At 67.2% G+C, this 24,362-nt stretch carries 18 protein-coding genes; 8 read left to right on the top strand and 10 right to left on the bottom strand.

Annotation, left to right across the window (positions count from 1 at the left end; genetic code table 11):
- The first annotated feature begins 283 nt into the window (after positions 1-283).
- Positions 284-1,081 (top strand): winged helix-turn-helix domain-containing protein, encoded by a 798-nt coding sequence (locus AC1VNX_RS10205; RefSeq protein ID WP_483156596.1) that lies wholly within the window; start codon positions 284-286, stop codon positions 1,079-1,081.
- A gap of 33 nt (positions 1,082-1,114) precedes the next feature.
- Here AC1VNX_RS10205 and gspD read toward each other — a convergent pair whose 3' ends face one another.
- Positions 1,115-3,784, bottom strand: coding sequence for a type II secretion system secretin GspD (gspD, locus tag AC1VNX_RS10210; protein ID WP_483156597.1), 2,670 nt, complete (start codon positions 3,782-3,784; stop codon positions 1,115-1,117).
- Between the two features lie 559 nt (positions 3,785-4,343).
- Here gspD and AC1VNX_RS10215 point away from each other — a divergent pair.
- Complete coding sequence (locus AC1VNX_RS10215; protein ID WP_483156598.1) at positions 4,344-5,093, top strand: TerC family protein; 750 nt, start codon at positions 4,344-4,346, stop codon at positions 5,091-5,093.
- 31 nt (positions 5,094-5,124) lie between these two features.
- Here the strand turns inward: AC1VNX_RS10215 and AC1VNX_RS10220 are convergent, their stop codons facing one another.
- Positions 5,125-6,753 carry a CehA/McbA family metallohydrolase domain-containing protein gene (locus AC1VNX_RS10220; protein ID WP_483161924.1) on the bottom strand — a complete coding sequence of 543 codons (1,629 nt, stop codon included), beginning with the start codon at positions 6,751-6,753 and terminating at the stop codon, positions 5,125-5,127.
- 274 nt (positions 6,754-7,027) lie between these two features.
- Here AC1VNX_RS10220 and AC1VNX_RS10225 point away from each other — a divergent pair, with 274 nt between their 5' ends.
- Positions 7,028-9,076: a putative bifunctional diguanylate cyclase/phosphodiesterase gene (locus AC1VNX_RS10225; RefSeq protein ID WP_483156599.1), complete on the top strand. Its 2,049-nt coding sequence runs from the start codon at positions 7,028-7,030 to the stop codon at positions 9,074-9,076.
- Between the two features lie 22 nt (positions 9,077-9,098).
- On the opposite strand, the gene AC1VNX_RS10230 is transcribed toward AC1VNX_RS10225, so the two are convergent.
- From AC1VNX_RS10230 to AC1VNX_RS10245, 4 genes are read right to left on the bottom strand one after another with little or no spacing between them, the layout of a single operon-like run.
- Positions 9,099-10,325 (bottom strand): M20 family metallopeptidase, encoded by a 1,227-nt coding sequence (locus tag AC1VNX_RS10230; RefSeq protein ID WP_483156600.1) that lies wholly within the window; start codon positions 10,323-10,325, stop codon positions 9,099-9,101.
- A 17-nt stretch (positions 10,326-10,342) separates the two neighbouring features.
- Positions 10,343-12,121: a 2-oxo-4-hydroxy-4-carboxy-5-ureidoimidazoline decarboxylase gene (uraD, locus tag AC1VNX_RS10235; protein ID WP_483156601.1), complete on the bottom strand. Its 1,779-nt coding sequence runs from the start codon at positions 12,119-12,121 to the stop codon at positions 10,343-10,345.
- On the bottom strand, positions 12,118-13,080 hold the full coding sequence (puuE, locus tag AC1VNX_RS10240; protein ID WP_483156602.1) for an allantoinase PuuE: 963 nt from the start codon (positions 13,078-13,080) through the stop codon (positions 12,118-12,120). Before puuE ends, uraD begins: the two co-directional genes overlap by 4 nt.
- 8 nt (positions 13,081-13,088) lie before the next feature.
- The gene (locus tag AC1VNX_RS10245; protein ID WP_483156603.1) at positions 13,089-13,763 is read right to left on the bottom strand and encodes a GntR family transcriptional regulator; all 675 of its coding nucleotides are present in this window, start codon (positions 13,761-13,763) and stop codon (positions 13,089-13,091) included.
- Between the two features lie 94 nt (positions 13,764-13,857).
- On the opposite strand from AC1VNX_RS10245, the gene uraH reads away from it, so the two are divergent.
- On the top strand, positions 13,858-14,208 hold the full coding sequence (gene uraH, locus AC1VNX_RS10250; protein ID WP_483156604.1) for a hydroxyisourate hydrolase: 351 nt from the start codon (positions 13,858-13,860) through the stop codon (positions 14,206-14,208).
- Positions 14,209-14,217: 9 nt separating this feature from the next.
- Here uraH and AC1VNX_RS10255 read toward each other — a convergent pair whose 3' ends face one another.
- On the bottom strand, positions 14,218-14,715 hold the full coding sequence (locus tag AC1VNX_RS10255) for a hypothetical protein (RefSeq protein ID WP_126185318.1): 498 nt from the start codon (positions 14,713-14,715) through the stop codon (positions 14,218-14,220).
- A gap of 56 nt (positions 14,716-14,771) precedes the next feature.
- Here AC1VNX_RS10255 and xdhC point away from each other — a divergent pair, with 56 nt between their 5' ends.
- From xdhC to AC1VNX_RS10270, 3 genes are all read left to right on the top strand, one after another.
- Positions 14,772-15,581 (top strand): xanthine dehydrogenase accessory protein XdhC, encoded by an 810-nt coding sequence (gene xdhC / locus AC1VNX_RS10260; RefSeq protein WP_483161925.1) that lies wholly within the window; start codon positions 14,772-14,774, stop codon positions 15,579-15,581.
- A 218-nt stretch (positions 15,582-15,799) separates the two neighbouring features.
- On the top strand, positions 15,800-17,008 hold the full coding sequence (locus tag AC1VNX_RS10265; protein WP_483156605.1) for a urate hydroxylase PuuD: 1,209 nt from the start codon (positions 15,800-15,802) through the stop codon (positions 17,006-17,008).
- Positions 17,009-17,086: 78 nt separating this feature from the next.
- Positions 17,087-18,439, top strand: coding sequence for a glycerate kinase type-2 family protein (locus tag AC1VNX_RS10270; RefSeq protein WP_483156606.1), 1,353 nt, complete (start codon positions 17,087-17,089; stop codon positions 18,437-18,439).
- Between the two features lie 15 nt (positions 18,440-18,454).
- Here the strand turns inward: AC1VNX_RS10270 and AC1VNX_RS10275 are convergent, their stop codons facing one another.
- On the bottom strand, positions 18,455-19,042 hold the full coding sequence (locus AC1VNX_RS10275; protein ID WP_483156607.1) for an LURP-one-related family protein: 588 nt from the start codon (positions 19,040-19,042) through the stop codon (positions 18,455-18,457).
- Positions 19,043-19,271: 229 nt separating this feature from the next.
- Here AC1VNX_RS10275 and AC1VNX_RS10280 point away from each other — a divergent pair, with 229 nt between their 5' ends.
- The gene (locus tag AC1VNX_RS10280; RefSeq protein WP_483156608.1) at positions 19,272-20,714 is read left to right on the top strand and encodes an NAD-dependent succinate-semialdehyde dehydrogenase; all 1,443 of its coding nucleotides are present in this window, start codon (positions 19,272-19,274) and stop codon (positions 20,712-20,714) included.
- Positions 20,715-20,720: 6 nt separating this feature from the next.
- Here AC1VNX_RS10280 and AC1VNX_RS10285 read toward each other — a convergent pair whose 3' ends face one another.
- A complete protein-coding gene (locus AC1VNX_RS10285; protein WP_483156609.1) occupies positions 20,721-21,437 on the bottom strand; it encodes an MgtC/SapB family protein in 717 nt (238 codons plus the stop codon).
- Between the two features lie 91 nt (positions 21,438-21,528).
- Positions 21,529-24,294: a magnesium-translocating P-type ATPase gene (gene mgtA, locus AC1VNX_RS10290; protein WP_483156610.1), complete on the bottom strand. Its 2,766-nt coding sequence runs from the start codon at positions 24,292-24,294 to the stop codon at positions 21,529-21,531.
- Between the last annotated feature and the right edge of the window lie 68 nt (positions 24,295-24,362).

Consider the following 24,362-nt stretch of genomic DNA (forward strand, 5'->3'; position numbering starts at 1 on the left):
ATTCGATATTCCCGAGGGCGTGCACGAATGGCACAGGGAACGACCTAACGGGACCTCGAAAACAGTCGATGACAGCGCGAGGGTGAATTTCATGCGGTAACGATATTTCGTTCGTTAAGTCGATCCGTGTCAGGCTGCAATCAGCCTGCTTCCCACAGCTGGAAGAGGGCGCACGGATGCCTCGCATGCGAAGGCTCCAAAGACCCGCCGTTCTTCTGAGTAATGAATTAGATCAATGATCTGGAGCAAACATATAACGGCGAGTCCGCTCCATCCTGGAGCCTTGAAAGGAAACGCCGTGCGGTTGCTTGATTCTCAGCTTTCATTCGAAACCAAGTTGAGCAACTCACTCCTTGGAATCGACGAGATCCGATTCAAGAGGATCGATGAAGATATCGATGCCACGCGAATACTTCTGGTCGATCATCGATCGAGCTTTTGCCAATCGATGAACGACGCGCTGCAGAAGCGGGGTTTGCTCATCGACGTCGCTCACGGCACTCTTGCGGCTGCGACACCGGCCCTTGCGAGGGGTTACTCGCTGGTTGTGTTGAATTCCATGCAGCCCGGCCTCGCCGGCCTGAACGCCGTGCGATCGATCCGGCGCAAGACGAATGCGCCCCTGCTCGTTCTGACCGAGCGCGACAGCGTTGCCCTGCGCCTCGCGGGCCTGGAGCTCGGAGCGAGCGACTACCTGGTCAAGCCTTTCACGATGCCTCAACTGCTGGCGCGCATCAGGGCATTGGCGCGCAACTGCGCTGCAGGCTCCCAGCCGATACTGTGGCTGGGCGATCTGGAAATCAACGAGCGCGATGCGACGTGCTGCCGCGGTGGCAGGGACCTCGACCTGACCAGGATGGAGTTCGTGCTGCTGCTGGTGCTGCTTCGCAATCAAGGCCAGGTGCTGTCGCGCGAGATGCTCGCCCGCCAAGTCTGGGGCGCGGAGTTCGATCCCGCCACCAATGCAATCAATGTGGCCATACTGCGCCTGCGCAACAAGCTCGACGCACCGTTCGACGTGAAGCTGCTGCACACGGTGCGAGGCGAGGGCTACGTGCTCGAGCAGCGAACACAGTCCTGAAGGGACGCTGGCAGCCGGCGACCTTCGTTCTTGCTAGGGCAGTTCGCGTGCGCTCACCGGGTCGGCCGTTGGCGGCAGCGCGCCGCGCAACGGGCTCGGCGCGAGCTTGCGACCATCGGGAGCAGCTCGCGGTGGCGGGATGAGCTCGGTGCCTTCCATGCGCGTGCTGCCGGTTCGGCTCGGTGCGTGCATGAACGGCGCATCGGGCAGCAGCGGCGCAGCGTCCACTGCGCGCAGCATGATGTTGCCGGTGTCCGGCTGCGTGCGCTGCTGCATGCTGCGGATTTCGTCGTAGCGGCCGTAGGAGAAGGACTCGATGGAGTCCGCATCGCGCATCACGGCGGGGCGCAGGAACATCATCAGGTTGCTTTTGGCGCGCGTGCGGTTTTCGTTCTTGAAGAGGTTGCCCACCACCGGCACATCTCCAGCCAGCGGCACCTTCTCGATGGTGTTGTTGTAGGTGTCGGACAGCAGTCCGCCGAGCATGACCAGGCCGCCGTCTTCCACCAGCACGTTCGACTCGATCGAGCGCTTGTTGGTGGTCGGTCCGTTCTGGTTGTTGACCGTGTTCTGGTCTACCGTCGAGGCCTCCTGGAAGATGGTCAGCTTGACCGTGCCGTTCTCGTTGATGGTCGGGCGCACGCGCAGCGTGAGGCCCACGTCCTTGCGTTCCACGGTGGTGAACGGATTGACGCCGACCGAACCGGCGGCGCTCGCATACTGGCCCGTGACGAAGGGCACGTTCTGGCCGATCACGATGCGGGCTTCCTCGTTGTCCAGCGTCAGCAGGTTGGGCGTGGAGAGGATGTTGGCGTCGCCGTCGCTGCTGAAGAAGTTGGCGATGGCGCCCAGCACGTACTGGCCGCCGATCCTGCCGCCCACGCCGATGTTCAGCCCCGGCGCGATCTGGCTTGCCACGCCGGCGGCATTGCGCGTGGCGAGCGCCTGCGTCAGCGCCAGGATGTTGTTCCTGTTGAGGCTGGAATTGGTGCCGATGACGGCATTGCCGCCCAACGCGCTCTGCCACTGCACGCCGAAGCTCGCGGCCTTGCTGGCGTTCACCTCGACGATCAGCGCCTCGATCATGACCTGGGCCCGCCGGCCGTCGAGCCTGTCGATCACCGCGCGCATCTGCCGGTATTGCGGCTCCGGCGCGGTGATGATCAGCGAATTGGTCGACGGGTCGGCCTGGATCTGGCCACCGGTGGAGGGCTGGTTCGCGTTGTTCAGGGGCGCGTCGGCCGCGCTCGAAGCGCCGCCCTGGCCTCCGCCGTTCGAGCCCGCCTGCGAGACTTGCTGCTGCCCCTGCTGGGGCACGCCGCCGCCTGCAGCCTGGGCCGTGTTCTGCTGGCTCGCCGCCATCGCGGCACGCAGCGTGACGGCGAGCCGCACCGCGTCCGCATTCTTCAGGTAGACCACGTAGATGTTGCCGGCGGCGCCGTTGCCGGTGTCCGCCGGCGGGCGGTCGAGTTTGTCGACCAGCGCGCGCACGAGCTGCATGCGCGCCGGGTTGGCCGCCCGCATGAGCACGGAATTGCTGCGCGGGTCGGCCATCAGGGTGGTGCGGAACGACGTGTCCGCTGCGTTCAACATGGGCGCCGCATCCGGTGCCCCCGTCGTGTTCGACATGCCCGAAGCGGCCGACAGGGTCGATGCACCTGAGCTGCCGCCGTCGATCAGCCGCTGCAGCATCGGCACGATGTCGGTGGCGAGTGCGTACCGCAGCTGGATGATCTCGACGTCGGACGCGTTCGGGGCATCCAGCGATGCGATGACGCGCGCGAGCCGGCGCATGTTGTCCGCGTAGTCGGTGATCACGAGCGAGTTGGTGCCCGGGTTCACGTTGATGCTGTTGTTCGGCGCGATCAGCGGGCGCAGCACCGGCAGCAGGTTGTTCGGCGACTCGTAGTTGAGCCTGAAGATCTGCGTGACGACCTGGTTGCCGGCGTTCGTCGGGATGGCGCCGATGGAGGTATTGACGGTGCCGCTGTGCAGCTTGGCGCTGGCTTCGGGCACCACCTTGTAGAGCCCCTCGGCTTCCACCAGGGCGAAACCGCGCAGGCGCAGCGCGAGGGCGAACTGGTCGAAGGCCGCTGCCGGAGGGATCGCGCGTTCGGTGACGAGGTTCATCGTGCCCTTCACCCGCGGGTCGACCGTCACGTCGCGCCCGGTGACCACCGCGATGGTGCGGGCCACCGCCTCGATGTCCGCGTTGAAGAAGTTCAGCGTGACGGGCTCGCCGCCGGCGGGTGCCCCCTTGGCGCTGGCGGGCGGGCGAGCCGGTGGCGAGGAAGCCGCGGCGCCGGCAGACTGCAGCGTGACCTTGAGCGTACTGCCCTGGATCTCGGTCTTGTACGAAGCGGGCTGCCACAGATTCAGCACGACCCGGCTGCGCTCTCCCGCCTGCACGACATTGATCGAACGCAGGTTGGCCTGGTTCACTTCGACGGCCGCGCGGCCGACTTCGCTGGCGACGCCGGGAAAGTCCAGTGCGATTCGCGCAGGGTTCTGTATGGCGAATCCGCCGGGCAGCTCATCGAGCGGCTGCGCCAGGTCGATCTGGACGACCGCGGTGCCGTGCTGCACATAGCCCGACACCGCCTTGATGGTGTTCTGCGCATGGGCCAAACCCAGTGCGCCGCAGAGCAGCAAGCCCAGGCATGCGGCGCGAACGCTGCGCGCGCCGTTGAACGATGCCTTCATGCGTCAATGCCCGCGCAACCTGGGGTGGCCGAGGTACTTCGCGGGTGCAAGGCTCTTTCGCCCGAGCAGGGCGCGGGCCGGAACGAACGGCCGCCTTCCGGGCCGATGGCTGGCCGGTTCCTCGTGCATGTTCGGATCGCGGGGCAAAACGGTATTAGGGGCCGACAACGATGGTTTGAGTTTACGCACCGATCCACATCGTTGCTGCTTGGGGCTATGCCGGAAGATGGATGCGCCGTCCGGGGCTTCCGGGGACGGATGCTCGCTGATTCGCCCTCCTGCCACTAGCCGTTGAAATGAGATTGAGAACCTCATTTTTGCATGCAATCGGCTGGCGTCCGGGTCGGGTTGGATCGGGCCGGGATGGCTGCCAACGTCTCCGCGAACTTTGCAGGTACCGGCGGCGATGGGTCCGTTCGCGGCGTTGGCCGGCGCGGCAGCCCTCTGGCACGTAATGGCCCATGAGGCGAGGGGACGCTGGCGCCCGGCGCGCGGGGACCCGTAAGATGCGCTCGCCCGCAGCGGCCGCCGGCCGCACGTGCTGCAACCGCGTCGTTCCATGCTCGAACTTCTTACCGATCCTCAGGTCTGGATCGCCTTCGCCACCCTGACCGCGCTGGAGCTGGTCCTCGGGATCGACAACATCATCTTCATCTCGATCCTGGTCGACAAGCTGCCCCTGGCCCAGCGGGAGTTCGCGCGGCGCATCGGCCTTTTCATGGCCATGTTCATGCGCATCGGGCTGCTCCTGGTGCTCGCCTGGATCGTCGGCCTGGTGGCGCCGCTCTTCACCGTGTTCAATCAGGAGATCTCGGGGCGCGACCTGATCCTCATCCTGGGCGGGCTTTTCCTGATCTGGAAGAGCACCAGCGAGGTCCACCAGTCGCTCGAAGGCGAGCAGGAGCACAAGCAGAGTGCCGTCAAGGCGACCTTCGCCTCGGTGATCCTGCAGATCATGATCATCGACCTGGTGTTCTCGCTCGACTCCATCATCACCGCCGTCGGCATGGTGGACGACGTGCGCGTGATGATCGCCGCGGTGATCGCCTCGGTGCTGCTGATGATGCTGTTCGCCGGCCCTATCGGCCGCTTCGTCTCGGCCCATCCGACCATCAAGATGCTCGCTCTGTCCTTCCTGGTGGTGGTGGGCGTTGTGCTCGTGGCCGAGGGCTTCGACCATCATGTGCCCAAGGGCTATGTGTACTTCGCGATGGCGTTCTCGCTGATCGTGGAGATGCTCAACATCCGCATGCGCACCAAGGCCGCCCACCGCGTCGAGCTGAACCCGCCGCGCATGCCCGGCGATTGAACTGCGGGCCGCGCGGCGTTCGACCGCCTGACTACTGTGCGGCGACCTTCACGAACACCGGGTTCGAATAGAACCAGAGGTCGCTGTAGTTGCGCGCGTTGATCGCGTTGAAGCGGGCGACGTTGTCGGTGCCCGTGGTCTGCGCGTCGAACAGCGGCTCGCCGCCGGCGGTCTCGTTGGGCACGTCGGTACCCAGGTTGGTGCCGCGCAGGCGGAAGTACTGGTTGTTGCCGGCCTTCACCGTGTAGCTCACCGCGAAGTAGCCGTCGGCGTCGAGCTTCCAGTCGGCGCGCGTGAAGCGCTTGAGCACGCGCGTCGACGGGTTGGTGTCGCGCGAGTAGCCCGGCGCGCCCGGCAGCTCGGGGCCGGTCACGTCGCCCGCGATCAGGTCGACGTGGTCTACCACCGGCTTCACGTTGGCGAAGATGCCGCTGCCGAGCTGGTACTCGAAGTTGTTGCGCTCGGGGCTCTTGAAACGGATGGTGATCTTCAGGTCTTCGCCCGACTTGGCGCCCAGCTCCGAACCCATCTCGCCCGTGCCCTTGGTGCCCTGCACCTTGAAGTCGAGCGCGTCGATCAGGCCGCCGTTCACCGCGAAGAGCTTGCCCGAGCGCATGGCCGCGAGCAGCGACTTCGGGTCCCTGATGTCGCCGAACAGATGGTTCTTGGCGTACTCGCCCGGCGCGTAGCCGCTGCTGTACAGGCCCTTCGAGATGGTGAAGTGGTAGTCGGAGTTGGCCACGTTCCAGATGTGGCGACCTTCGGAGAGCAGCGCGTCCCAGGTGCCGCCGAGCTTGGCGACGAGGTAGTCGACGCCACCGTAGGTGCGCGAAGGCAGGTTTGCGTCGGTGTAGGCACTCTCGTAGCCGCCGCGGTTCGGCTCCATCTGGTTGCCGACCATGCCTTCGAGCGAGAAGACGATGTTCGGCGCCAGGTCGTTCATCTCGCGCAGCTGCGCGATCGTGTACTTGCCGGGGTTGCGCGACGGGTGGTTGACCTGCACGTAGCTGGTGTCGGGGTAGTTCTTCTTGAGCCAGGCGATCGCGGCCATGGTCTCGGCGTGCGTGTTGTAGCCGGTGCCGGCCTTGGGGCCCCAGGCGGCCACGTCGGCGGCCGGGAAGAGCGCCGGATCGCGGTTGGTGAAGAGGTACTCGAACTGGCTCACGGCCTTGAGGGCGGAGTCCGACATCGGGTTGTCGGTCAGGATGCCCACGTTGCCGTGGTCGTGCGAGGGCATGTCCCATTCGAAGGCCGCGAAGATGGTCTTGTCGGCGTACTTGCCGCTGGCCTGCAGCGCCTTGATGCGCGGCACCTGGTACTTGGCCATGCCTTCCGAGAACGGGATCGACGAGGTCAGCTTGTTCCCGTTGTTGTCGTAGGCGGACGGGCGCAGGTGATCGGAAATCGCTGCCCAGTCGAGCCCGAACTGGTCGAAGGCCTTGGCCAGCACCTGGTCGAGCGTGTTGACCTGCTGGGTGTCGTCCGACTGCATCGTGTGGACGTGCAGGTCGCCGACGGTCCAGCGGCCGGCCGGGGCGGGGGCCGCCGGGGGCGCGGCGGCCGGCGCCGGTGCGGGCGCGACCGCGGTGGGCGTGCCGGCGCTGGTGGGGAAGAGAGCCGGGGTGCTGGAGCCGCCGCCTCCACCGCAGCCGGCGAGCATGAGGGTGCCGATGGCGAGCGTGGAGAACAGGGTGCGGCGCAACGGAAGGACGCGCGGAAGAACGCGCGGGAGGTAGGGGATGGGGAGGGCAGCAGGAAGATTGGACATGGCAGGCCGAAAAAGAAGCGACGCGTACCTGAGGTGCGCGTCTCCGGGAAAGCCGCGAGTTTGGGAGGAGGCGATGACGTCCCGGTGAAAGTTAAACGAAAGTTCGTTGTCACCACGCACCACTTGGGCGCCGATACGTCCTGCGCTCTATAAACTGTGCGCTTTCATGATTCCCCGCGCGCCTTCCCCACAGCTCTCCGCGTCCGTCGACGATGAGGTGCTGTCCCGCATGGTGCGCACCGACCAGATGGTGGCGGTGCGCCGCAGCGTGCTCGCCGCGATTCCCATCAACGTGGTGCTGAGCTGCGTCGCGGCGCTGGTCGCCCTCAACGCGGGCCGCGCGTTCGAAGGGATGTGCTGGCTGCTGCTGTCGCTCATGGTGAACGGGGTGCGCAGCTACATCTGCCGCTGGCCTTTCGCGCCGTGGCCGGGCATCGTGCCCGAAGCCGGCATCGCGACCTCGCCGGACGCCCGCCCCGTCGAATGGCATTTGCGGGTCGCGGCGGCCATGGCGGCCGTGTCGGGCTGCGTGTGGGCGCTCATCCCGCTGCTGTGCGACGGCTATTCCTCGCCGCAGGCGGTGTTCTACCTGACGGTGGTGTGCGGCATCTGCGCAGGGGCCGTCACCTACGGCATCGCTTATGCATTCGTGCCTATCAGCTTCATCGTGCCGGCGCTGCTGTCGGTGGCCGGCTGCCTGGTCTACGCGGGCGGTTTCGACAACCTGAGCCTGGCCGCGATGGTGCTGCTGTATCTCGCGGCGCTTGTGCGCGGCGCGGTGCACAGCGACAGGAATTTCCGCGCAAGCAGCCGCATCCGCAACGAGGCCACCGCGATGGCGGTGCAGTTGCGCAAGGCGCACGCGCAGTCGCTCGACGCGACGCAGCAATTGGCCTTCCGCGCTTCGCACGATTCGCTCACCGGCCTGCTCAACCGCGAAGGCTTCACCGACGCGGCCACCCTGCACCTCGCAGCGCACGACGGCCGTCAGCACGCCGTGCTGCTGCTGGACCTCGACGGCTTCAAGGCGGTGAACGACGCCTTCGGCCACAAGGTTGGCGACCGTGTACTGCAGGACGTGGCCCACTGGCTGCAGCGCGAAACCGCCGAGATGCAGGCCGTGCTCGGCCGCTGGGGCGGCGACGAGTTCGCGCTGCTCTACTGCCTGCGCGACGAGCGGCAGGCGCCCCCCGAGATCGCCCAGGCGCTGATTCGCTCCATCTCGTTCGCCACCGCGCACTACGGCGGCCACCTGGGCGTGAGCATCGGCATCTCGGTGTCGGGCGAGGCCGAGGTGGCCGACATGATCAGCTTCGCCGACGAAGCCCTGCACGAGGCCAAGCGCACCGGACGCAACCGCTACCAGGTCTTCGACAGCGCGCTCAACCAGCGCCTTGCCACGCGCCGCGACGTGGAGCGCGACCTGCTGCAGGCCATCGGCTCGCGCGACATCGGCGTGTGGTACCAGCCGATCATGAGCAGCGACGGCAGCGAGGTCCACAGCCTCGAGGCCCTGATGCGCTGGAAGCATCCGCGCCACGGCTACATCTCGCCGGAGGAAGTGATCTCCGCCGCCGCAAGCACCGGCGTGGCCGAGCCGCTGCTGCGGCATCTGGTCGATGAAGTCTGCCGGGGCATGCGGCAGCTGGAGGCCGAGGGCTCGAGCCTGGCGGGTGTACCGGTGGCGATCAACGTCTCCCCGCGCGAGATGGCGCAGCTGGCGGTCGACGACATCGTGCTCGGCATGCTGAAGCTGCGCAGCATCTCGCCGCGGCGGCTGCAGCTCGAGATCACGGAAGAGGTCGCGCTCGACACCCACGCCACCCGCGGCCGGCTGAATGCGCTTTCGGCCGCGGGCATCGCGATCGTGGTCGACGACTTCGGCGTGGGTTTCTCGTCGCTGGCGTCGCTTCGCAGCGAATATGTGCGGCAGGTGAAGATCGACCGCAGTTTCATCCTCGACCTGTCGTCATCGCCCAGCAACGAGGTGCTGGTGGATGCCATCGTGCAGCTCGGCCACTCGCTGGGCGTGCAGGTGGTCGCCGAGGGTGTGGAAACCCAGGCAGAGCTCGACGTGCTGCGCAACCTGGGGTGCGGGCTGGTGCAGGGCTATCACCTCGCGCGGCCCGCGCCGCTGGCCGAGGTGATGGCTTGGGCCGCTGCCCGCTCGGCGCCTCCGTCGGCACCGGCGCCCGCGCCTGTCCCGGCGGGCTGAACGGCCCGGCCCCTTCAGGCGATCAGGCCAGCAGGTCGCTGAGCGTGCGCGCGATCACCTTGGTGGCGCGGCGCAGGTCTTCCAGCACCACGCGTTCGTCGCTGCGCTTGGCGTGCGATTCGAGCACGGTACGCGGGCCGGCACCGTAGATCACGCCGGGAATGCCGGCTTCCACGTACAGGCGCACGTCGGTGTAAAGCGGCGTGCCCATGGCCTTGACCGGTTCGCCGAACAACTCGCCGCCGTGCTTCTGGATCGCGTCGACCAGTGGCTTGTTGCCCGCCAGCGGATTCATCGAATTGGCCAGCAGCAGGCGCTTGATTTCCACCGTGATGCCTTCGCTCTCGGCGGCCGCGTCGGCGATCACCTTGCGGATGGTGGCCTCCACTTCCACCGGGTTTTCCTCGGGGATCATGCGGCGGTCGAGCTTGAACACCACCTTGCCCGGAACCACGTTGGTGTTGGTGCCGCCCTCGATGCGGCCGACGTTGAGGTACGGGTGCGTGATGCCCTCGACCTTCGACGTGACCTGCTTGTAGAGCGTGTTCTGCGCGTACAGCGCGTTCAGGATCTTCGTCGCGCCCTGCAGCGCGTCGATGCCGGTGGCAGGCACGGCGGCGTGAGCCATCTTGCCGTGCACCGTCACTTCCATCTGCAGGCAGCCGTTGTGGGCCGTGACCACTTCGTAGCTGAAGCCGGCCGCGATCATCAGGTCGGGCTTGGTCAGGCCTTTCTCGAGCAGCCAGCCCGGGCCCAGGATGCCGCCGAATTCCTCGTCGTAGGTGAAGTGCAGCTCGATGCTGCCCTTGGCCGGCTTGGCCACCGCCTCGAGCGCGCGCAGCGCGAAGGTGAAGCTGGCGAAGTCGCTCTTGCTCACTGCGGCGGCGCGGCCGTAGAGGCTGCCGTCGACGATCTCTCCGCCGTACGGGTCGTGCGTCCAACCTTCGCCGGGCGGCACCACGTCGCCGTGGGCGTTGAGGGCGACGGTCCTGCCGCCGTCGCCGTACTTGCGGCGCACGATGAGGTTGGTGATCGATTCGAGGCCGTAGTCCTTCACTTCCTGCGCGGGTACGGCGTGCTTTTCGGCCGTGAAGCCGAAGTCGTTCAGCAGTTCGGCGGTGCGCTCGGCATGCGGCGCGTTGTTGCCCGGCGGCGTGTCGGTGGGCACCTGCACCAGTTGCTGCAGGAACTTCACTTCCTCGTCGAAGTGGGCGTCGATCCAGGCGTCGAGCTTGGCGTAGTCGGTCATGGCTTTTCTTCTGTGTTTCAGTGGGCTTGTTCGGCGGCGAGGTTGTCCAGCAAGAGCTGGAAGGCCTGCACGGCGAGCTGGATGTCGTCGTTGGTGCTCGATTCGAGCGGGTTGTGGCTGATGCCCGAGTTGATGCCGCGCACGAACAGCATCGCCTGCGGCATCACCTCGTGCAGCTTCATGGCGTCGTGGCCGGCGCCGCTGGGCATGCGGAAGAGCGGAATGCCCAGCGCATCGACGGCCTTCTCCCAGCGCTGCTGCCAGGCGGGGGCGCTCGGAGCGGCGGCCGCGCGCATCGTTTCCTCGAGCTCGTAGCGCACGCCGCGGCGCTCGCAGATGTCCTTCAGCGCTGCAACCACGTCGGTGGCCAGCGCGTCGCGCTGCGCGTTGTTGGGCGCGCGCAGGTCGAGGCTGAACTTGCAGCGCCCTGGCACCACGTTGATGGAGCCGCTGGGCACTTCGAGCATGCCGACGGTGCCGACCGAGTCGCCGTCTTTGGCGGCGCGCTGCTCGGTGTAGAGGATCAGCTCGGCCACGGCCGCTGCTGCGTCGCGGCGGCGGTCCATCGGCGTGGTGCCGGCGTGGCTGGCCATGCCGATCACCTCGCCCACGTAGCGCACGCTGCCGTTGATGGATGTGACGATGCCCAGCGGCAGGTCGAGTTCGGTGAGCACCGGGCCCTGCTCGATGTGCACCTCGACGAAGCCCAGGTAGCGTGCCGGGTCGCGCTGGATCTTCGGAATGTCTTCCAGCTTCAGGCCGGCGTGCTGCATGGCCTCGCGCATGGTGATGCCGTCGACGTCCTTCTGGTCGAGCCAGCGCTGGTCGAAGTGGCCGATGAGCGCGCCCGAGCCCAGGAAGGTCGCCTTGTAGCGCTGGCCTTCCTCCTCGGCGAAGCCCACCACCTCGAAGGCGAAGGGCAGGCGCCTGTTCTGGCGCTTGAGTTCGCGCACGCAGGCCATCGGCACGAAGATGCCGAGGCGGCCGTCGTACTTGCCGCCGTTGCGCACGGTGTCGTAGTGCGAGCCGGTCAGCAGCGTCTTGGCGTCGGGCGTCGCGCCTTCGTAGCGGCCGACGACGTTGCCGACCGCGTCGATGTGCACGGAGTCGAAGCCCACTTCGCGCATCCAGCCCGAGATCTGCGCGGCGCAAGCGTGGTGCGCGTCGGTCAGGTAGGTGACGGTGAGCTGGCCCTTCTCGGCATAGCCGGGGTCGGTGTGCACCGAGAGCTGCTCCTGCCAGTCCCACACGTCGTTGCCGAGCGTGATGTCGGCGGCGAACTTGTCGTCCAGGCGGATCTCGGCGATGCGATGGATGTTGCGCAGCGCCTCGCCGAGTTCGAAGTCGGGGTGGTTGTGCAGCCGGCGCGCGAAGGTTTCGATGATCTCGCGCTTGGCCAGCCCGGTGCCGCGCGGGCCGCGCACCGCGAGGATGAACGGGAAGCCGAACTTGGCGTTGTAGTCGGCGTTGAGCTGCTGGATCTTCGCGAACTCATCGGGCGTGCAGTCGGTCAGGCCGGCCTTGCTCTGCTCGTTGGTGGACTCGGCCGTCAGCGTCTTGCTGACCATGGCCTTGCCCGCCAGCTCCGGGTGGGCGCGGATCAGGCCGATCTGTTCGTCGGCCGACGAGCCGGCCAGCGCCTGCACCAGCGCGTGCTTGAGGTGCGCGAGCGAGCGGAAGGGGCGCGCGGCGAGCGCGCGTTCGGCGATCCAGGGCGAGTGCTCGTAGATGCCGTCGAGCAGCGCGACGGCTTCGGCCGGCGCCGCGGCGTTGAGTTGGGCGATGGTGAGGCTCATGATGCGGCTCCGGCTTCGAAGGGGTGCGCCTGCTTCCAGTGGCGCGCGATGTCCACGCGGCGGCAGACCCACACCTTGTCGTGCTGTGCGATGTGATCGAGGAAGCGCTGCAGCGCGGTGATGCGACCGGGGCGACCGAGCAGACGGCAGTGCATGCCGATGCTCATCATCTTCGGGCTGTCGTCGCCGTTCGGATCGCCTTCGGCATAGAGGGCGTCGAAGGTGTCCTTCATGTACTGGAAGAACGGGTCGGCGTGCGAGTAGCCCTGCGGCAGCGCGAAGCGCATGTCGTTGCAGTCGAGCGTGTAGGGCACGATGAGCTGCGGCACCACGGTGCCGTCGGTCTTCTGAACCTTCATCCAGAAGGGCAGGTCGTCGCCGTAGTAGTCGCTGTCGTACTCGAAGCCGCCGTAGTCGGCCACGAGGCGGCGCGTGCGGGGGCTGTCGCGGCCGGTGTACCAGCCCACGGCGCGCTCGCCGGTGAGCTTCTCGATGGCTTCCATGCCCAGTCGCATGTGCTCGCGCTCGGTGGCTTCGTCGATGTTCTGGTAGTGGATCCAGCGCCAGCCGTGGCAGGCGATCTCGTGGCCCAGCTCCTTGAAGGCGGCCGTGAGCTCGGGGTAGCGCTGCAGCGCCATGCCGACGCCGAACACGGTGAGCGGAAGGCCGCGCTTCTCGAACTCGCGCAGGATGCGCCACACGCCGGCACGCGAGCCGTATTCGTAGATGCCTTCCATGCTGATGTGCCGGTCGGGAAAGCTCGCCGGGTTGAACATCTCGGAGAGGAACTGCTCGGAGCCCGCGTCGCCGTGCAGCGTGGCGTTCTCGCCGCCTTCCTCGTAGTTCAGCACGAACTGCACGGCAACGCGCGCGCCGCCGGGCCATTGCGCGTGGGGCGGGTTGCGGCCGTAGCCGATCAGGTCGCGCGGGTAGGGCAGGGTGGAGTCGTAGACGGTCATTGTGTGGATCAGGACAGCGCCAGCGAGATGTCGTTGGTCGGGACCTTGCGGTCGAAGGTGAGGTTGGCCTCGACGTGCTCGAGGTGTTCGGTCATGAGGCGTACGGCGCGCTCCTCGTCGCGTGCGGCGAGCGCCTTCACGATGTCGGCGTGCTCGTCGTTGGAGTGCTCGGCCGCGCTGGCGCTCTGGTACATCAGCGTGATGAGGGCGCAGCGCGAAATGAGCTCGCCCAGGATCTGCGCCAGCACCTGGTTGCCCATGAGCTCGGCCATGCGCACGTGGAAGTCGCCCAGCAGCTCGGTGCGGCCGGAGATGTCCTCGCCCGATACGGCGGACTTCTCGAGCGCCACGTGCTCCCTCAGCGCCTTGATCTTGGCCGGCGTGACGGTGCGCACGAACTCGCGCGTCATCTCGGCCTCGAGCATGCGACGCACCGCGAACACCTGCTTGGCCTCGTCGACCGCCGGCGCGGCCACGAAGGCGCCGCGCGCGGGTTCCAGGCGGATGAGCTTGTTCTGCGAGAGCTGGAACAGCGCCTGGCGCACCAGCGTGCGCGAGACGCCGAAGTGATCGGCCAGCTTCTGCTCGGCCAGCTTGGTGCCGGGCTGAAGCCGGTGCTCGACGATGGCCTTCGTGAGGGCATCGACGATCGAACGGGTGGTGGAGGACTCCATGTTTTTCATGATAGACCCAAAGCCAGTAACTGTATACACTTTTGTCCACCGGAATTTCCCGCACCCACCGATCCGAGCTTTTCGGACTTTCAAGGAGCGCCCCATGGGCCTGAGCACTCACGTACTGGACACGATGCACGGCGGCCCCGCGGCCGGCATGGAGGTCGCGCTGTACACCACCGACGGCGACGCCGCCACGCTGGTGAAGCGCTTCACGCTGAATTCGGACGGCCGCAGCGACGAGCCGCTCTACGACAACAACTCGTTGAAGGTCGGCACCTACCGGCTGGTGTTCGACGTGGCCGGCTACTTCAAGGCCCTCGGCGTCAAGCTGCCGGAGCCGAACTTCCTGAACAAGGTATCGCTGGACTTCGGCGTGGCGCACACCGACCAGCACTACCACGTGCCGCTGCTCGTGAGCCCGTGGAGCTATTCCACGTACCGCGGCTCCTGAGCCGGGGCTTCAGTCGCCTTGTTGCTGGCCTTCGGTCAAGGTGTCGAGTTGGAAGCGGCCGCTTTCGTCCCACAGCCAGGTGTCCGTCCAGGTGACGGAGCCCAGGCGCGTTGCCGGAGGAAAGGGCGATGCCTTCAGCACCGTGCGCTCGATCTCGGCGATCACTTCGGGTGCATGCTTGGGCGCGCGCAGCCAGTGCATCGAGCGCACCTTGCCGCCCGCGTCGATGTTCACCTCGAGCGTGCCGACCGCGTACAGCACCGGCGGCAGCTGGCCCTTGTAGATGCGCGAGCGGTTGGCGTCGTAGACATGGCGCGCGGCGTCGCGGCGATAGGCGCGCGCGGAAGAAGCGCTGGATGCGGACGGCACCGGCCCGGCCCCGACATCGGCGCTGGCTCCGCTCAGTTGGCCGGGAACCGACCCGGTGGAACCGCAGCCTGCGAGCCACAGGGCCGAAACAACAGAAGCTGCAAGTGCGAGGCGGCGAGGCGTAAGCTGGCGATTCATGGCCGGGTTTATACCGTGAGTCGTCGCGCGCCCGGCAACCGAAGGTATCGATGACGATGAGCGGTGCGGTCGATCAATTGCTGGCGCGCCTGCGCCACGAAGACGCGGTGCTGGTGCGCGTCGAGTCCACGCAGGGCTCGGCACCGCGCGAGGCCGGCACCTGGATGGCCGTGTGGGCCGACGGCCTCACCGCCACCATTGGCGGCGGGCAGCTCGAATTCCAGGCCACCAAGGAAGCGCGCGAGCTGCTGGCCGGCACGCGCAGGCCCTTCGACGGCATCCAGCGCTATCCGCTCGGCCCCAGCCTGGGGCAGTGCTGCGGCGGAGTGATGTTCCTCTCCTACGAGCGCATCACGGCCGCCGACGCGCCGAGGCTGCAGCAGGCGCTGGTCGCGCAGCTCGAGCCCGTGGCGCTTTTCGGCGGCGGGCACGTGGGCGCGGCGCTGGCCCGACTGCTGTCGATGCTGCCGTTCTCGGTGCGCTGGATCGACAGCCGCGACGGCGTCTTCCCCGACGAGCTGCCGGCGCAGATCGACACCGAGCATTCCGAGCCGGTGCAGGACGCCGTGGCCGCGCTCGCGCCAGGCAGCCGCGTGCTCATCATGAGCTTCAGCCATGCCGAAGACCTCGACATCGTCATCGCCTGCCTGAAGCGCCTGCGCGAGCGCGGCGACCTGCCCTACATCGGCCTGATCGGCAGCAAGACCAAGTGGGCCACCTTCAGCCACCGGCTGGAGGCGCGCGGCTTCACGGCGGACGAACTGGCCCGCATCACCTGCCCGATCGGCGTGCCCGGCATCACGGGCAAGGAGCCCGAGGTCATCGCCGTGGCGGTGGCGGCACAGTTGTTGCAATCGCTGGGCTGAACAGGGTTTTCCCGGCGGTCGCGCCCTAAAAAAGCGCCCCGCCCCTTGCCAAAACTGTATACACTTTCGGTCCACAACAAGCCGCAGCGGAGCGAGGCCCATTTTTTCATGGAGCCTGCGTTCGCGGCACTTTCTCTGCTTACAGCGCCCGCGGTGGTGAGCAGGCTGAAACCCTTTCCTGGCGTCCCCACGCGCCAATCGGGTTGAGAGAGAAGCATATGGAAAGCTACTACCTCGACTGGGCCAACCTGCTGCTGCGCTGGGTCCACGTCATCACCGCCATCGCCTGGATCGGCGCCTCCTTCTACTTCGTGATGCTGGACAACAGCCTCGAGAAGCCGCAGGACCAGGAATCGCTCGACAAGGGCGTGGGCGGCGAGCAATGGGCCGTGCACGGCGGCGGCTTCTACAACATGCAGAAGTACGCGCTGGCGCCCAAGAAGCTGCCGGACCACCTGCACTGGTCGTACTGGGAGAGCTACTCCACCTGGATCACGGGTTTCTCGCTGTTCACCATGTCGTACCTGTGGAACGCGAGCACCTATCTCATCGACAAGTCGAAGATGGACTGGCAGCCCGGCGCCGCCATCGCCGTGGCGCTGGCTTTCTTCGTCGTGTTCTGGATGGTCTACGACGGCATCTGCCAGATCTTCGGGCGCCGCAAGCACGGCGACACCATCGTCGGCGTGCTGATAGCCATCTTCATCGCCTTCGCGACCTGGCTGGCCTGCCAGTGGTTCGCGGGCCGCGCGGCCTTCCTGCTGGTGGGTGCCATGATGGCCACGACCATGAGCGGCAACGTTTTCTTCTGGATCATCCCCGGCCAGCGCAAGAACGTGGCGGCGCTGCGCGAAGGCAAGCCAGTCGACCCGGTGCACGGCCAGCGCGGCAAGCAGCGCAGCGTGCATAACACCTACTTCACGCTGCCGGTGCTGTTCGCGATGCTGAGCAACCACTACAGCTTCACCTACACGCACAAGTACAACTGGATCGTTCTGCTGCTTATCATGCTCGGCGGCGCGGCCATCCGGCAGTTCTTCGTGGTGCGCCACCGCTTCAAGCTGGGCAACGCGGGCAATCCGCTGCCCTACGCGCTGGTCGGCATCGTGGTGCTGGGCCTGACCATCGTCTGGATGAAGCCCGAACCCGTGGCGGCGCCCGCCGTGGCTGTCGCCGCAGCGCCCGCCGTGCCGTTCAAGGACGTGCAGAAGGTGCTCGAGCAGCGCTGCTACATGTGCCACGGCACGGCCGTGCAGATGAAGAACGTGCGGGTCGACTCGCCCGAGCAGGTGGCGGCCCATGCGCAGGCCATCTACCAGCAGGTGGTGGTCACGAAGATCATGCCGATGAACAACGCCACGGGCATCACCGACGAAGAGCGGGCCCTCGTCAGCCGCTGGTTCCAGGCAGGCGCAAAGACCAACTAGTCAGACAGAAGTTGACCGGCGGCAAGCGGGGCCGGTCGCGGTCCGCAGCACAATCGCCGGATTGGAGACAAAGCAGCAATGACGACCGCATCGACCCCGGCCTTCGGCCCCGCCCCCGATCCGCGCGAAGCCCCGCGCGCCTTCCTCGAGCATCTCTACCGCGTGGCGGTGGACCGCGCGCTGCCGCTGTCCACCCTCGGCGCCCACCTGCCGCCACCACCCAAGGGCCGCACGCTGGTGCTGGGCGCGGGCAAGGCCGGCGGTTCGATGGTCCAGGCGCTCGAGGCCCTGTGGCCGGCCGATGCGCCGCTGTCGGGGCTGGTCGTCACGCGCTATGACCACATTCCGCCGCGCCCCGAGGGGCTGCCGCAGCGCATCGAGATCGTCGAGGCCGCGCACCCCGTGCCCGACGCGGCGGGCCAGCAGGCGGCCGAGCGCATCCTTGCGCTGACGCGAGGCCTCACGGCCGACGACCTCGTGCTGTGCCTCATCTCCGGCGGCGGCTCGTCGCTGCTGGTGCTGCCGGCCGAGGGGCTGACGCTGGCCGACAAGCAGCGCATCAACAAGCAGCTGCTCGAAAGCGGCGCCGGCATCGGCGAGATGAACTGCGTGCGCAAGCACCTGTCGCGCATCAAGGGCGGCCGGCTGGCGGCGGCATGCGCCCCGGCCCGCGTGGTGACGCTGACCATCAGCGACGTGCCCGGCGACGACCCGGCCGTCATAGCCAGCGGCCCGACGGTGCCCGACGCCACCACCTGCGCCGATGCGCTCGCCATCCTCGACCGCTACGGCATCGAGGTGCCCGCGCCGGTGCGCGCCCGGCTCGAAAGCGGCGAACTCGAAACGCCCAAGCCGGACGACGCCGTCTTCAAGGGCCACGAGACGCACATGATCGCCACGCCCCAGCAGTCGCTCGAAGCGGCGGCGCGGGCGGCGCGCGAGGCCGGCATCGAGGCGCACATCCTCAGCGACGAGATGGAAGGCGAGTCGCGCGAAGTCGGCAAGGTACATGCCGCATTGGCGCGCGCCGTGGCGCACCGCGGCGCACCCTTCGCGCGGCCCTGCGTGATTCTTTCGGGCGGCGAGACCACCGTGACGATCCGTCCTCGCCAGCCGGGCCAGGCCAAGGGCAGGGGCGGGCGGGCCGGTGAGTTCTGCATGGGACTGGCCGGCGCGCTCATGGGCCAGCCGCAGGTGTGGGCGCTGGCCGCCGACACCGACGGCATCGACGGTGTGGAAGACAACGCCGGTGCCTTCGTCACGCCCGACACGCTGGCGCGCGCCACGGTCGCCGGAAAGGAGCTGTCCGACCACCTCGACCGCAACGACGCCTATGGCTACTTCGACGCCATCGGCGACCTGTTCGTGACCGGGCCGACGAACACTAACGTCAACGACTTCCGCGCGCTGCTGGTGTTGCAGGGCGGCTGAAGGAGCGGCTGCCCGCTACTCCTTCAGCACCATGTCGATGCACATCACCGCCGCCACGATCAGCAGGCGGCGGGCGTCGCTGGCCGGCACGCCCGGGTCGATCGACAGCATGTAGTTGTCGGCGCTGGTGAAGAGCTCCTTGCCCAGCCCCGCCCACTTCTTGGACACGGCGGCGAACTCGGTGCTGCCCTGCACGAAGCGGAAGTCCCAGCTGGTCCACTTGCCCCTGAGCGTGCAGACGACCTGCTCCTGCGCGTCGAGCACGTCGAACTTGCCGCCGATGGAAAAGAGCTTCTGCTTGAACGAGCCGACCAGCCGGTCGTTCTCGTCCAGCACCTCCACCTTCGACAGGAAGATGGAAACCCCGCGCCTGACCGACAGCACCTTCTGCCCCTCGGGCGTCGACACCACCACGTTGAAGGGCGTGAAGCGCTTGTAGTCGGTGAAGCGCAGCAGCTTGCTGAAGAAGCCCAGGTCCGGCTCGCGGCACTCCAGAATCTTCTGCTGCGAGTGCGGGTCGAAGATGTCGTAGTTGTTGGCCGCCTTGAAGATGCCGACGTGTTCCTTGATGAAAAACAGGTTGTTGCGCAGTGCCGCGTGCATGGTTCCTCTGATCCCTCTTCGTGTTGCTTGGGCGGCGATTATGTTCGGCGCGCGTGACTGGTCCGAGCCCACGCCGGTGGCCGCCAGCCGGCGAGGTTTGTGAACTCGGGTTAATCTATGCTCCCTGCGGCCCATGGCCGCCGCCGCCGTCACCCTCCCGGTGCCGCGCCGCACACCCAGAATTCCCCATTCTTCTTTTCATCATCCAGTCCTGAAGGAATAGCTCGCCATGACCGCCACCTACACCGACACCCGCCTGCTGATCGACAACGAGTGGGTCGACGCCACCGGCGGCAAGACGCTGGACGTCGTGAATCCCGCTACCGGCAAGGCCATCGGCAAGGTGGCGCATGCCAGCATCGCCGACCTGGACCGCGCCCTGGCCGCCGCGCAGCGCGGCTTCGAAACCTGGCGCAACACCCCCGCCAACGAGCGCGCCGCCGTCATGCGCCGCGCCGCCGGCCTGATCCGCGAACGCGCCCTCGAAATCGCCAGGCTGCTCACGCAGGAGCAGGGCAAGCCGCTGGGCGAGGCCAAGGTCGAGACCATGGCTGCTGCCGACATCATCGAGTGGTTCGCCGACGAAGGCCGCCGCGTCTACGGCCGCATCGTGCCCTCGCGCAACCTGGCCGCGCAACAGCTGGTGCTGAAGGAGCCCCTGGGCCCCGTCGCCGCCTTCACGCCGTGGAACTTCCCGATCAACCAGATCGTGCGCAAGCTCGGTGCCGCGCTGGCCACCGGCTGCTCGTTCCTGGTGAAGGCGCCCGAGGAAACCCCGGCGTCGCCCGCCGCGCTGCTGCGCGCTTTTGTCGACGCGGGCATCCCGCCCGGCGTGGTGGGGCTGGTGTTCGGCAACCCTGCCGAAATCTCCAGCTACCTGATCGCCCACCCCATCATCCGCAAGGTCACCTTCACCGGCTCGACCCCGGTGGGCAAGCAGCTGGCCGCGCTGGCCGGCCAGCACATGAAGCGCGTGACGATGGAACTCGGCGGCCATGCCCCGGTCATCGTCGCCGAAGACGCCGACGTGGCGCTGGCCGTGAAGGCCGCCGGTGCCGCCAAGTTCCGCAACGCGGGCCAGGTCTGCATCTCGCCGACCCGCTTCCTGGTGCACAACAGCCTGCGCAACGAGTTCGCGAGCCTGCTGGTCAAGCACGCCGAAGGCCTGAAGCTCGGCGACGGCCTCGCCGAAGGCACCAACCTCGGCCCGCTGGCCAATGCGCGCCGCCTCACGGCCATGGCCTATGTGCTGGAAGACGCCCGCAAGAAGGGCGCCACGGTCGCGACCGGCGGCGAACGCGTCGGCGATGCCGGCAACTTCTTCGCCCCCACCGTGCTGACCGACGTGCCGCTGGACGCCGACGTGTTCAACAACGAGCCCTTCGGCCCCATCGCCGCCATCCGCGGCTTCGACACGCTCGAAGAAGCGATCGCCGAAGCGAACCGCCTGCCTTTCGGCCTGGCCGGCTACGCCTTCACCAAGTCGATCAAGAACGCCCATTTGCTGAGCCAGAAGCTCGAGCTGGGCATGCTGTGGATCAACCAGCCCGCAACGCCCTCGCCGGAAATGCCGTTCGGCGGCGTGAAGGATTCGGGCTACGGCTCGGAAGGCGGCCCCGAGGCGCTCGAGGCCTACCTGAACACCAAGGCTGTTTCGATCCTGGGCGTCTGACGCCCCTTACTCTTCGGCGGTGGCATTCCAGAAGGCTTGCTGCACGCCGTCGAGTGCTTCCAGTTCCTCGATGACACGGTCGAGTTCCTCGGGCTCGACCGCCGTCGCATAGAGCGTTGCACCGATCTCGGTGTCGGCCGGCCCGAACGGGTGCTGGTCGACATCGCGCACCGGGTAGTTCGCGGCCTCCAGCAGCACCAGCAGCTGGTCGAGCACGTCGGGCCGCGCCGCGCGCGAGCAGATCACCCGGACCACGTACGTCGCTTCGCTGCTCTCTTCGCTGATCGGCTGGCGGTTGATGCGGTTCACCACCGGCCGCAGCAGCGTGTTGCTGGCCAGCACGAACAGCGCCGCGATCAGCGCCTCGCCAAGCAGGTCCGCGCCCGCGCAGGCGCCCACCGCCGCCGACCCCCACAGCGTCGCCGCCGTGTTCAGCCCCGTGACGTTGGCGCCTTCCTTCATGATCGCGCCCGCGCCCAGGAAGCCGATGCCCGACACCACATAGGCCACCACGCGCACGGCACCGCCGCTGCCGTCGAGCCGGTAGGCCATGTCGACGAACACTGCCGCTCCCACGGCCACCAGCGTGTTGGTGCGCAAGCCGGCCGTGCGCTGCCGTATCTGGCGCTCCAGGCCGATCACCGAGCCGAGGATGAAGGCGGCGGCCACGCTGACCAGGGTGTCGAGCAGCGAGATCAGGTTGATGTTCTGGATGGCTTGCATCGATGGAATCCTTCTTCTTGTCTTGTTGATGCCTCAGTTTGCAGCCGCCGGGTGTCATGAACATGTCACGAAACCGCGCGGCCGCAAGTGGTCACTGCCACCCGTACCTGCGCGCATACCACCCCTTCACAGCCTGCGTCAGCAGCGCATAGCCCAGCAGCATCGCCACCAGCCAGGGGAAGTACGCCAGCGGCAGGGCCTGCAGCTTGAAGTAGTGCGACAGCGGCCCCATCGGCAGCCAGATGCCCACGGCGGCGATCGCGGCGCCCATGATCAGCAGCGGCCAGGAGGCTCGGCTTTGCAGGAAGGGGATCTTGCGGGTGCGGATCAGGTGCACGATCAGCGTCTGCGACAGCAGGCCCTCGACGAACCAGCCCGACTGGAAGAGTGTCTGGTGGTCCACCGAGTTGGCCGCGAAGACGAACCACATCACGGTGAACGTGAGGATGTCGAACACCGAGCTCAGCGGGCCGAAGAACACCATGAAGCGGCCCAGGTCGGCCGGGTTCCAGCGCTGCGGGCTCTTGAGGAACTCTTCGTCCACGTTGTCGAACGGAATGGCAATCTGCGACACGTCGTACAGCAGGTTCTGCACCAGCAGGTGAAGCGGCAGCATCGGCAGGAAGGGCAGGAAGGCGCTGGCCACCAGCACCGAGAACACGTTGCCGAAGTTCGAGCTCGCGGTGAGCTTGATGTACTTGAGCATGTTCGCGAAGGTGCGGCGGCCCTGGATCACGCCTTGCTCCAGCACCATCAGGCTCTTCTCCAGCAGGATGATGTCGGCCGACTCCTTGGCCACGTCCACCGCGCTGTCCACCGAGATGCCGATGTCGGCGGCTCGCAGCGCGGGTGCATCGTTGATGCCGTCGCCCATGAAGCCCACCACGTGCCCGTTGGCATGCAGCGCGTGCACGATGCGCTCCTTGTGCGCGGGCGTGAGCTTGGCGAAGACCTGGTGCGCCTCGACGACCAGCTTCAGGTCGGCGTCGGCCATCTCCTCGATCTCGCCACCGAGGACGATGCGGCCGACTTCGAGGCCCACGTCGGCGCAGACCTTGCGCGTGACCAACTCGTTGTCGCCCGTCAGCACCTTCACCGCCACGCCGTGATCGGCCAGCGCTCGCAGCGCGGGTGCGGTCGATTCCTTCGGCGGATCGAGAAAGGCCACGTAGCCCAGCAGCGTGAGCCCCGACTCGTCGGCCACGCCGTAGGCCGGCTTCTGCTCCTCGAGCTTCAGCGAGCGGCTGGCCACGGCCACCACGCGAAGACCCTGGGCATTGAGCTCCGAGGCCACGCTGTGGATGCGCGCGAGCACGTCGGCGTCGAGCGCCAGCACTTCGGCGCCGCGCTCGACCGAGGTGCACACCGAGAGGATCTCTTCCAGCGCCCCCTTGCAGATCAGCAGATGCTCGCTGCCGCCGTTGGCCACCACCACCGACATGCGGCGGCGCGAGAAGTCGAAGGGCACCTCGTCGATCTTGCGGTAGGCGGTCTGCAGGCGGGTTTCGAGCTGCATCTCGGCGTGGCTCAGCACGGCCTTGTCGAGCAGGTTCTTCAGCCCCGTCTGGTGGAAGCTGTTGAGGTAGGCCAGCTGCAGCACGTGGTCGGACTGCTCGCCCCATGCGTTGGTGTGGCGCTCGAGCACGATGCGGTCCTGCGTCAGCGTGCCGGTCTTGTCGGTGCACAGCACGTCCATGGCGCCGAAGTTGTGGATGGCTTCGAGCCGCTTCACGATCACCTTCTGGCGCGACATCACGACCGCTCCCTTGGCCAGCGTGGCGGTCACGATCATCGGCAGCATCTCGGGCGTGAGGCCGACCGCGATCGACAGCGCGAACAGCGCCGCCTCCCACCAGTCGCCCTTGGCCACGCCGTTGATCACCAGCACCAGCGGCGCCATCACCAGCATGAAGCGGATCAGCACCCAGCTCACGCGGTTGATGCCGGCCTGGAAGGCGCTGGTGCCGCGGTCGGTGGCCGTCACGCGCTGGGCCAGCGCGCCGAAGAAGGTGCGGTCGCCGGTGTGCACGATCAGCGCGGTGGCGGTGCCGCTGATCACGTTGGTGCCCATGAAGAGCAGGTTCTCGCGTTCGAGGACGCCAGCAGCGTGGTTGCCGCGGTCGAGCACGAATTTCTCGACCGGCATGGCCTCACCCGTCAGCGCGGACTGGCTGATGAACAGGTCCTTGGCCGTGAGCAGGCGGCAGTCGGCCGGGATCATGTCGCCGGCCGACAGTGCGATCACTTCGCCTGGTACCAAGTCGCGCATCGGCACCTCGACGCGCACCGTGCCGGCATGCGTGGTGTCGAAGCCCTCGTCGCCGGCCGTGCCTTCCTTGTGGCCCGGCGCGGGGCGCAGCACGGTGGAGGTGTTGCTCACCATCGCCTTGAGCCGGTCGGCGGCCTTGTTGGAGCGCGACTCCTGCAGGAAACGCAGCACCGTCGACAGCACCACCATGCTGCCGATCACCAGCGTGGCCTTCATGTCCTCGGTGACGTAGGAGACCAGCGCCAGCACCGTCAGCAGCAGGTTGAACGGGTTGCGGTAGCACTGCCACAGGTGCTGCCACCAGCGCAGCGGCTGCTCGTGGCGCACCTCGTTGCTGCCCAGGCGCTTGCGCAGCACCTGCGCGTGTCCCTCGCTGAGGCCGCGCGGCGAGCTGTTGAGCTTGACCAGCATCTCGCCGGCATCGGTACGCGAGGCCGTGTTCAGGGCCTTCGCGATGTCGGGCGGCATGCTGATGGAGCCGGTTCCGACAGGCTTCGAGCCCAGCAGCGTCTGCCAGCGCTCGAAGTGGTGCAGCATGTGACGGCTGCGCAGGAAGCTTTCGAAAAAGGACTTGAGTACGTTCTTCATGATGTTCTCCTTCGGAGCGGCCGCCACTGGCGCCCGCGGAAGGAGAACCCCGGCGCCGATCAGCCGGC

The sequence above is a fragment of the Variovorax sp. TLI9-5A genome (assembly GCF_056867935.1).

Coding starts and splice junctions, on each gene's coding strand:
- gspD (WP_483156597.1), bottom strand. CDS start 3,784: ATGAAGGCATCGTTCAACGGCGCGCGCAGCGTTCGCGCCGCATGCCTG.
- AC1VNX_RS10215 (WP_483156598.1), top strand. CDS start 4,344: ATGCTCGAACTTCTTACCGATCCTCAGGTCTGGATCGCCTTCGCCACC.
- AC1VNX_RS10220 (WP_483161924.1), bottom strand. CDS start 6,753: ATGCTCGCCGGCTGCGGTGGAGGCGGCGGCTCCAGCACCCCGGCTCTC.
- AC1VNX_RS10225 (WP_483156599.1), top strand. CDS start 7,028: ATGATTCCCCGCGCGCCTTCCCCACAGCTCTCCGCGTCCGTCGACGAT.
- AC1VNX_RS10230 (WP_483156600.1), bottom strand. CDS start 10,325: ATGACCGACTACGCCAAGCTCGACGCCTGGATCGACGCCCACTTCGAC.
- uraD (WP_483156601.1), bottom strand. CDS start 12,121: ATGAGCCTCACCATCGCCCAACTCAACGCCGCGGCGCCGGCCGAAGCC.
- puuE (WP_483156602.1), bottom strand. CDS start 13,080: ATGACCGTCTACGACTCCACCCTGCCCTACCCGCGCGACCTGATCGGC.
- AC1VNX_RS10245 (WP_483156603.1), bottom strand. CDS start 13,763: ATGAAAAACATGGAGTCCTCCACCACCCGTTCGATCGTCGATGCCCTC.
- uraH (WP_483156604.1), top strand. CDS start 13,858: ATGGGCCTGAGCACTCACGTACTGGACACGATGCACGGCGGCCCCGCG.
- AC1VNX_RS10255 (WP_126185318.1), bottom strand. CDS start 14,715: ATGAATCGCCAGCTTACGCCTCGCCGCCTCGCACTTGCAGCTTCTGTT.
- xdhC (WP_483161925.1), top strand. CDS start 14,772: ATGAGCGGTGCGGTCGATCAATTGCTGGCGCGCCTGCGCCACGAAGAC.
- AC1VNX_RS10265 (WP_483156605.1), top strand. CDS start 15,800: ATGGAAAGCTACTACCTCGACTGGGCCAACCTGCTGCTGCGCTGGGTC.
- AC1VNX_RS10270 (WP_483156606.1), top strand. CDS start 17,087: ATGACGACCGCATCGACCCCGGCCTTCGGCCCCGCCCCCGATCCGCGC.
- AC1VNX_RS10275 (WP_483156607.1), bottom strand. CDS start 19,042: ATGCACGCGGCACTGCGCAACAACCTGTTTTTCATCAAGGAACACGTC.
- AC1VNX_RS10280 (WP_483156608.1), top strand. CDS start 19,272: ATGACCGCCACCTACACCGACACCCGCCTGCTGATCGACAACGAGTGG.
- AC1VNX_RS10285 (WP_483156609.1), bottom strand. CDS start 21,437: ATGCAAGCCATCCAGAACATCAACCTGATCTCGCTGCTCGACACCCTG.
- mgtA (WP_483156610.1), bottom strand. CDS start 24,294: ATGAAGAACGTACTCAAGTCCTTTTTCGAAAGCTTCCTGCGCAGCCGT.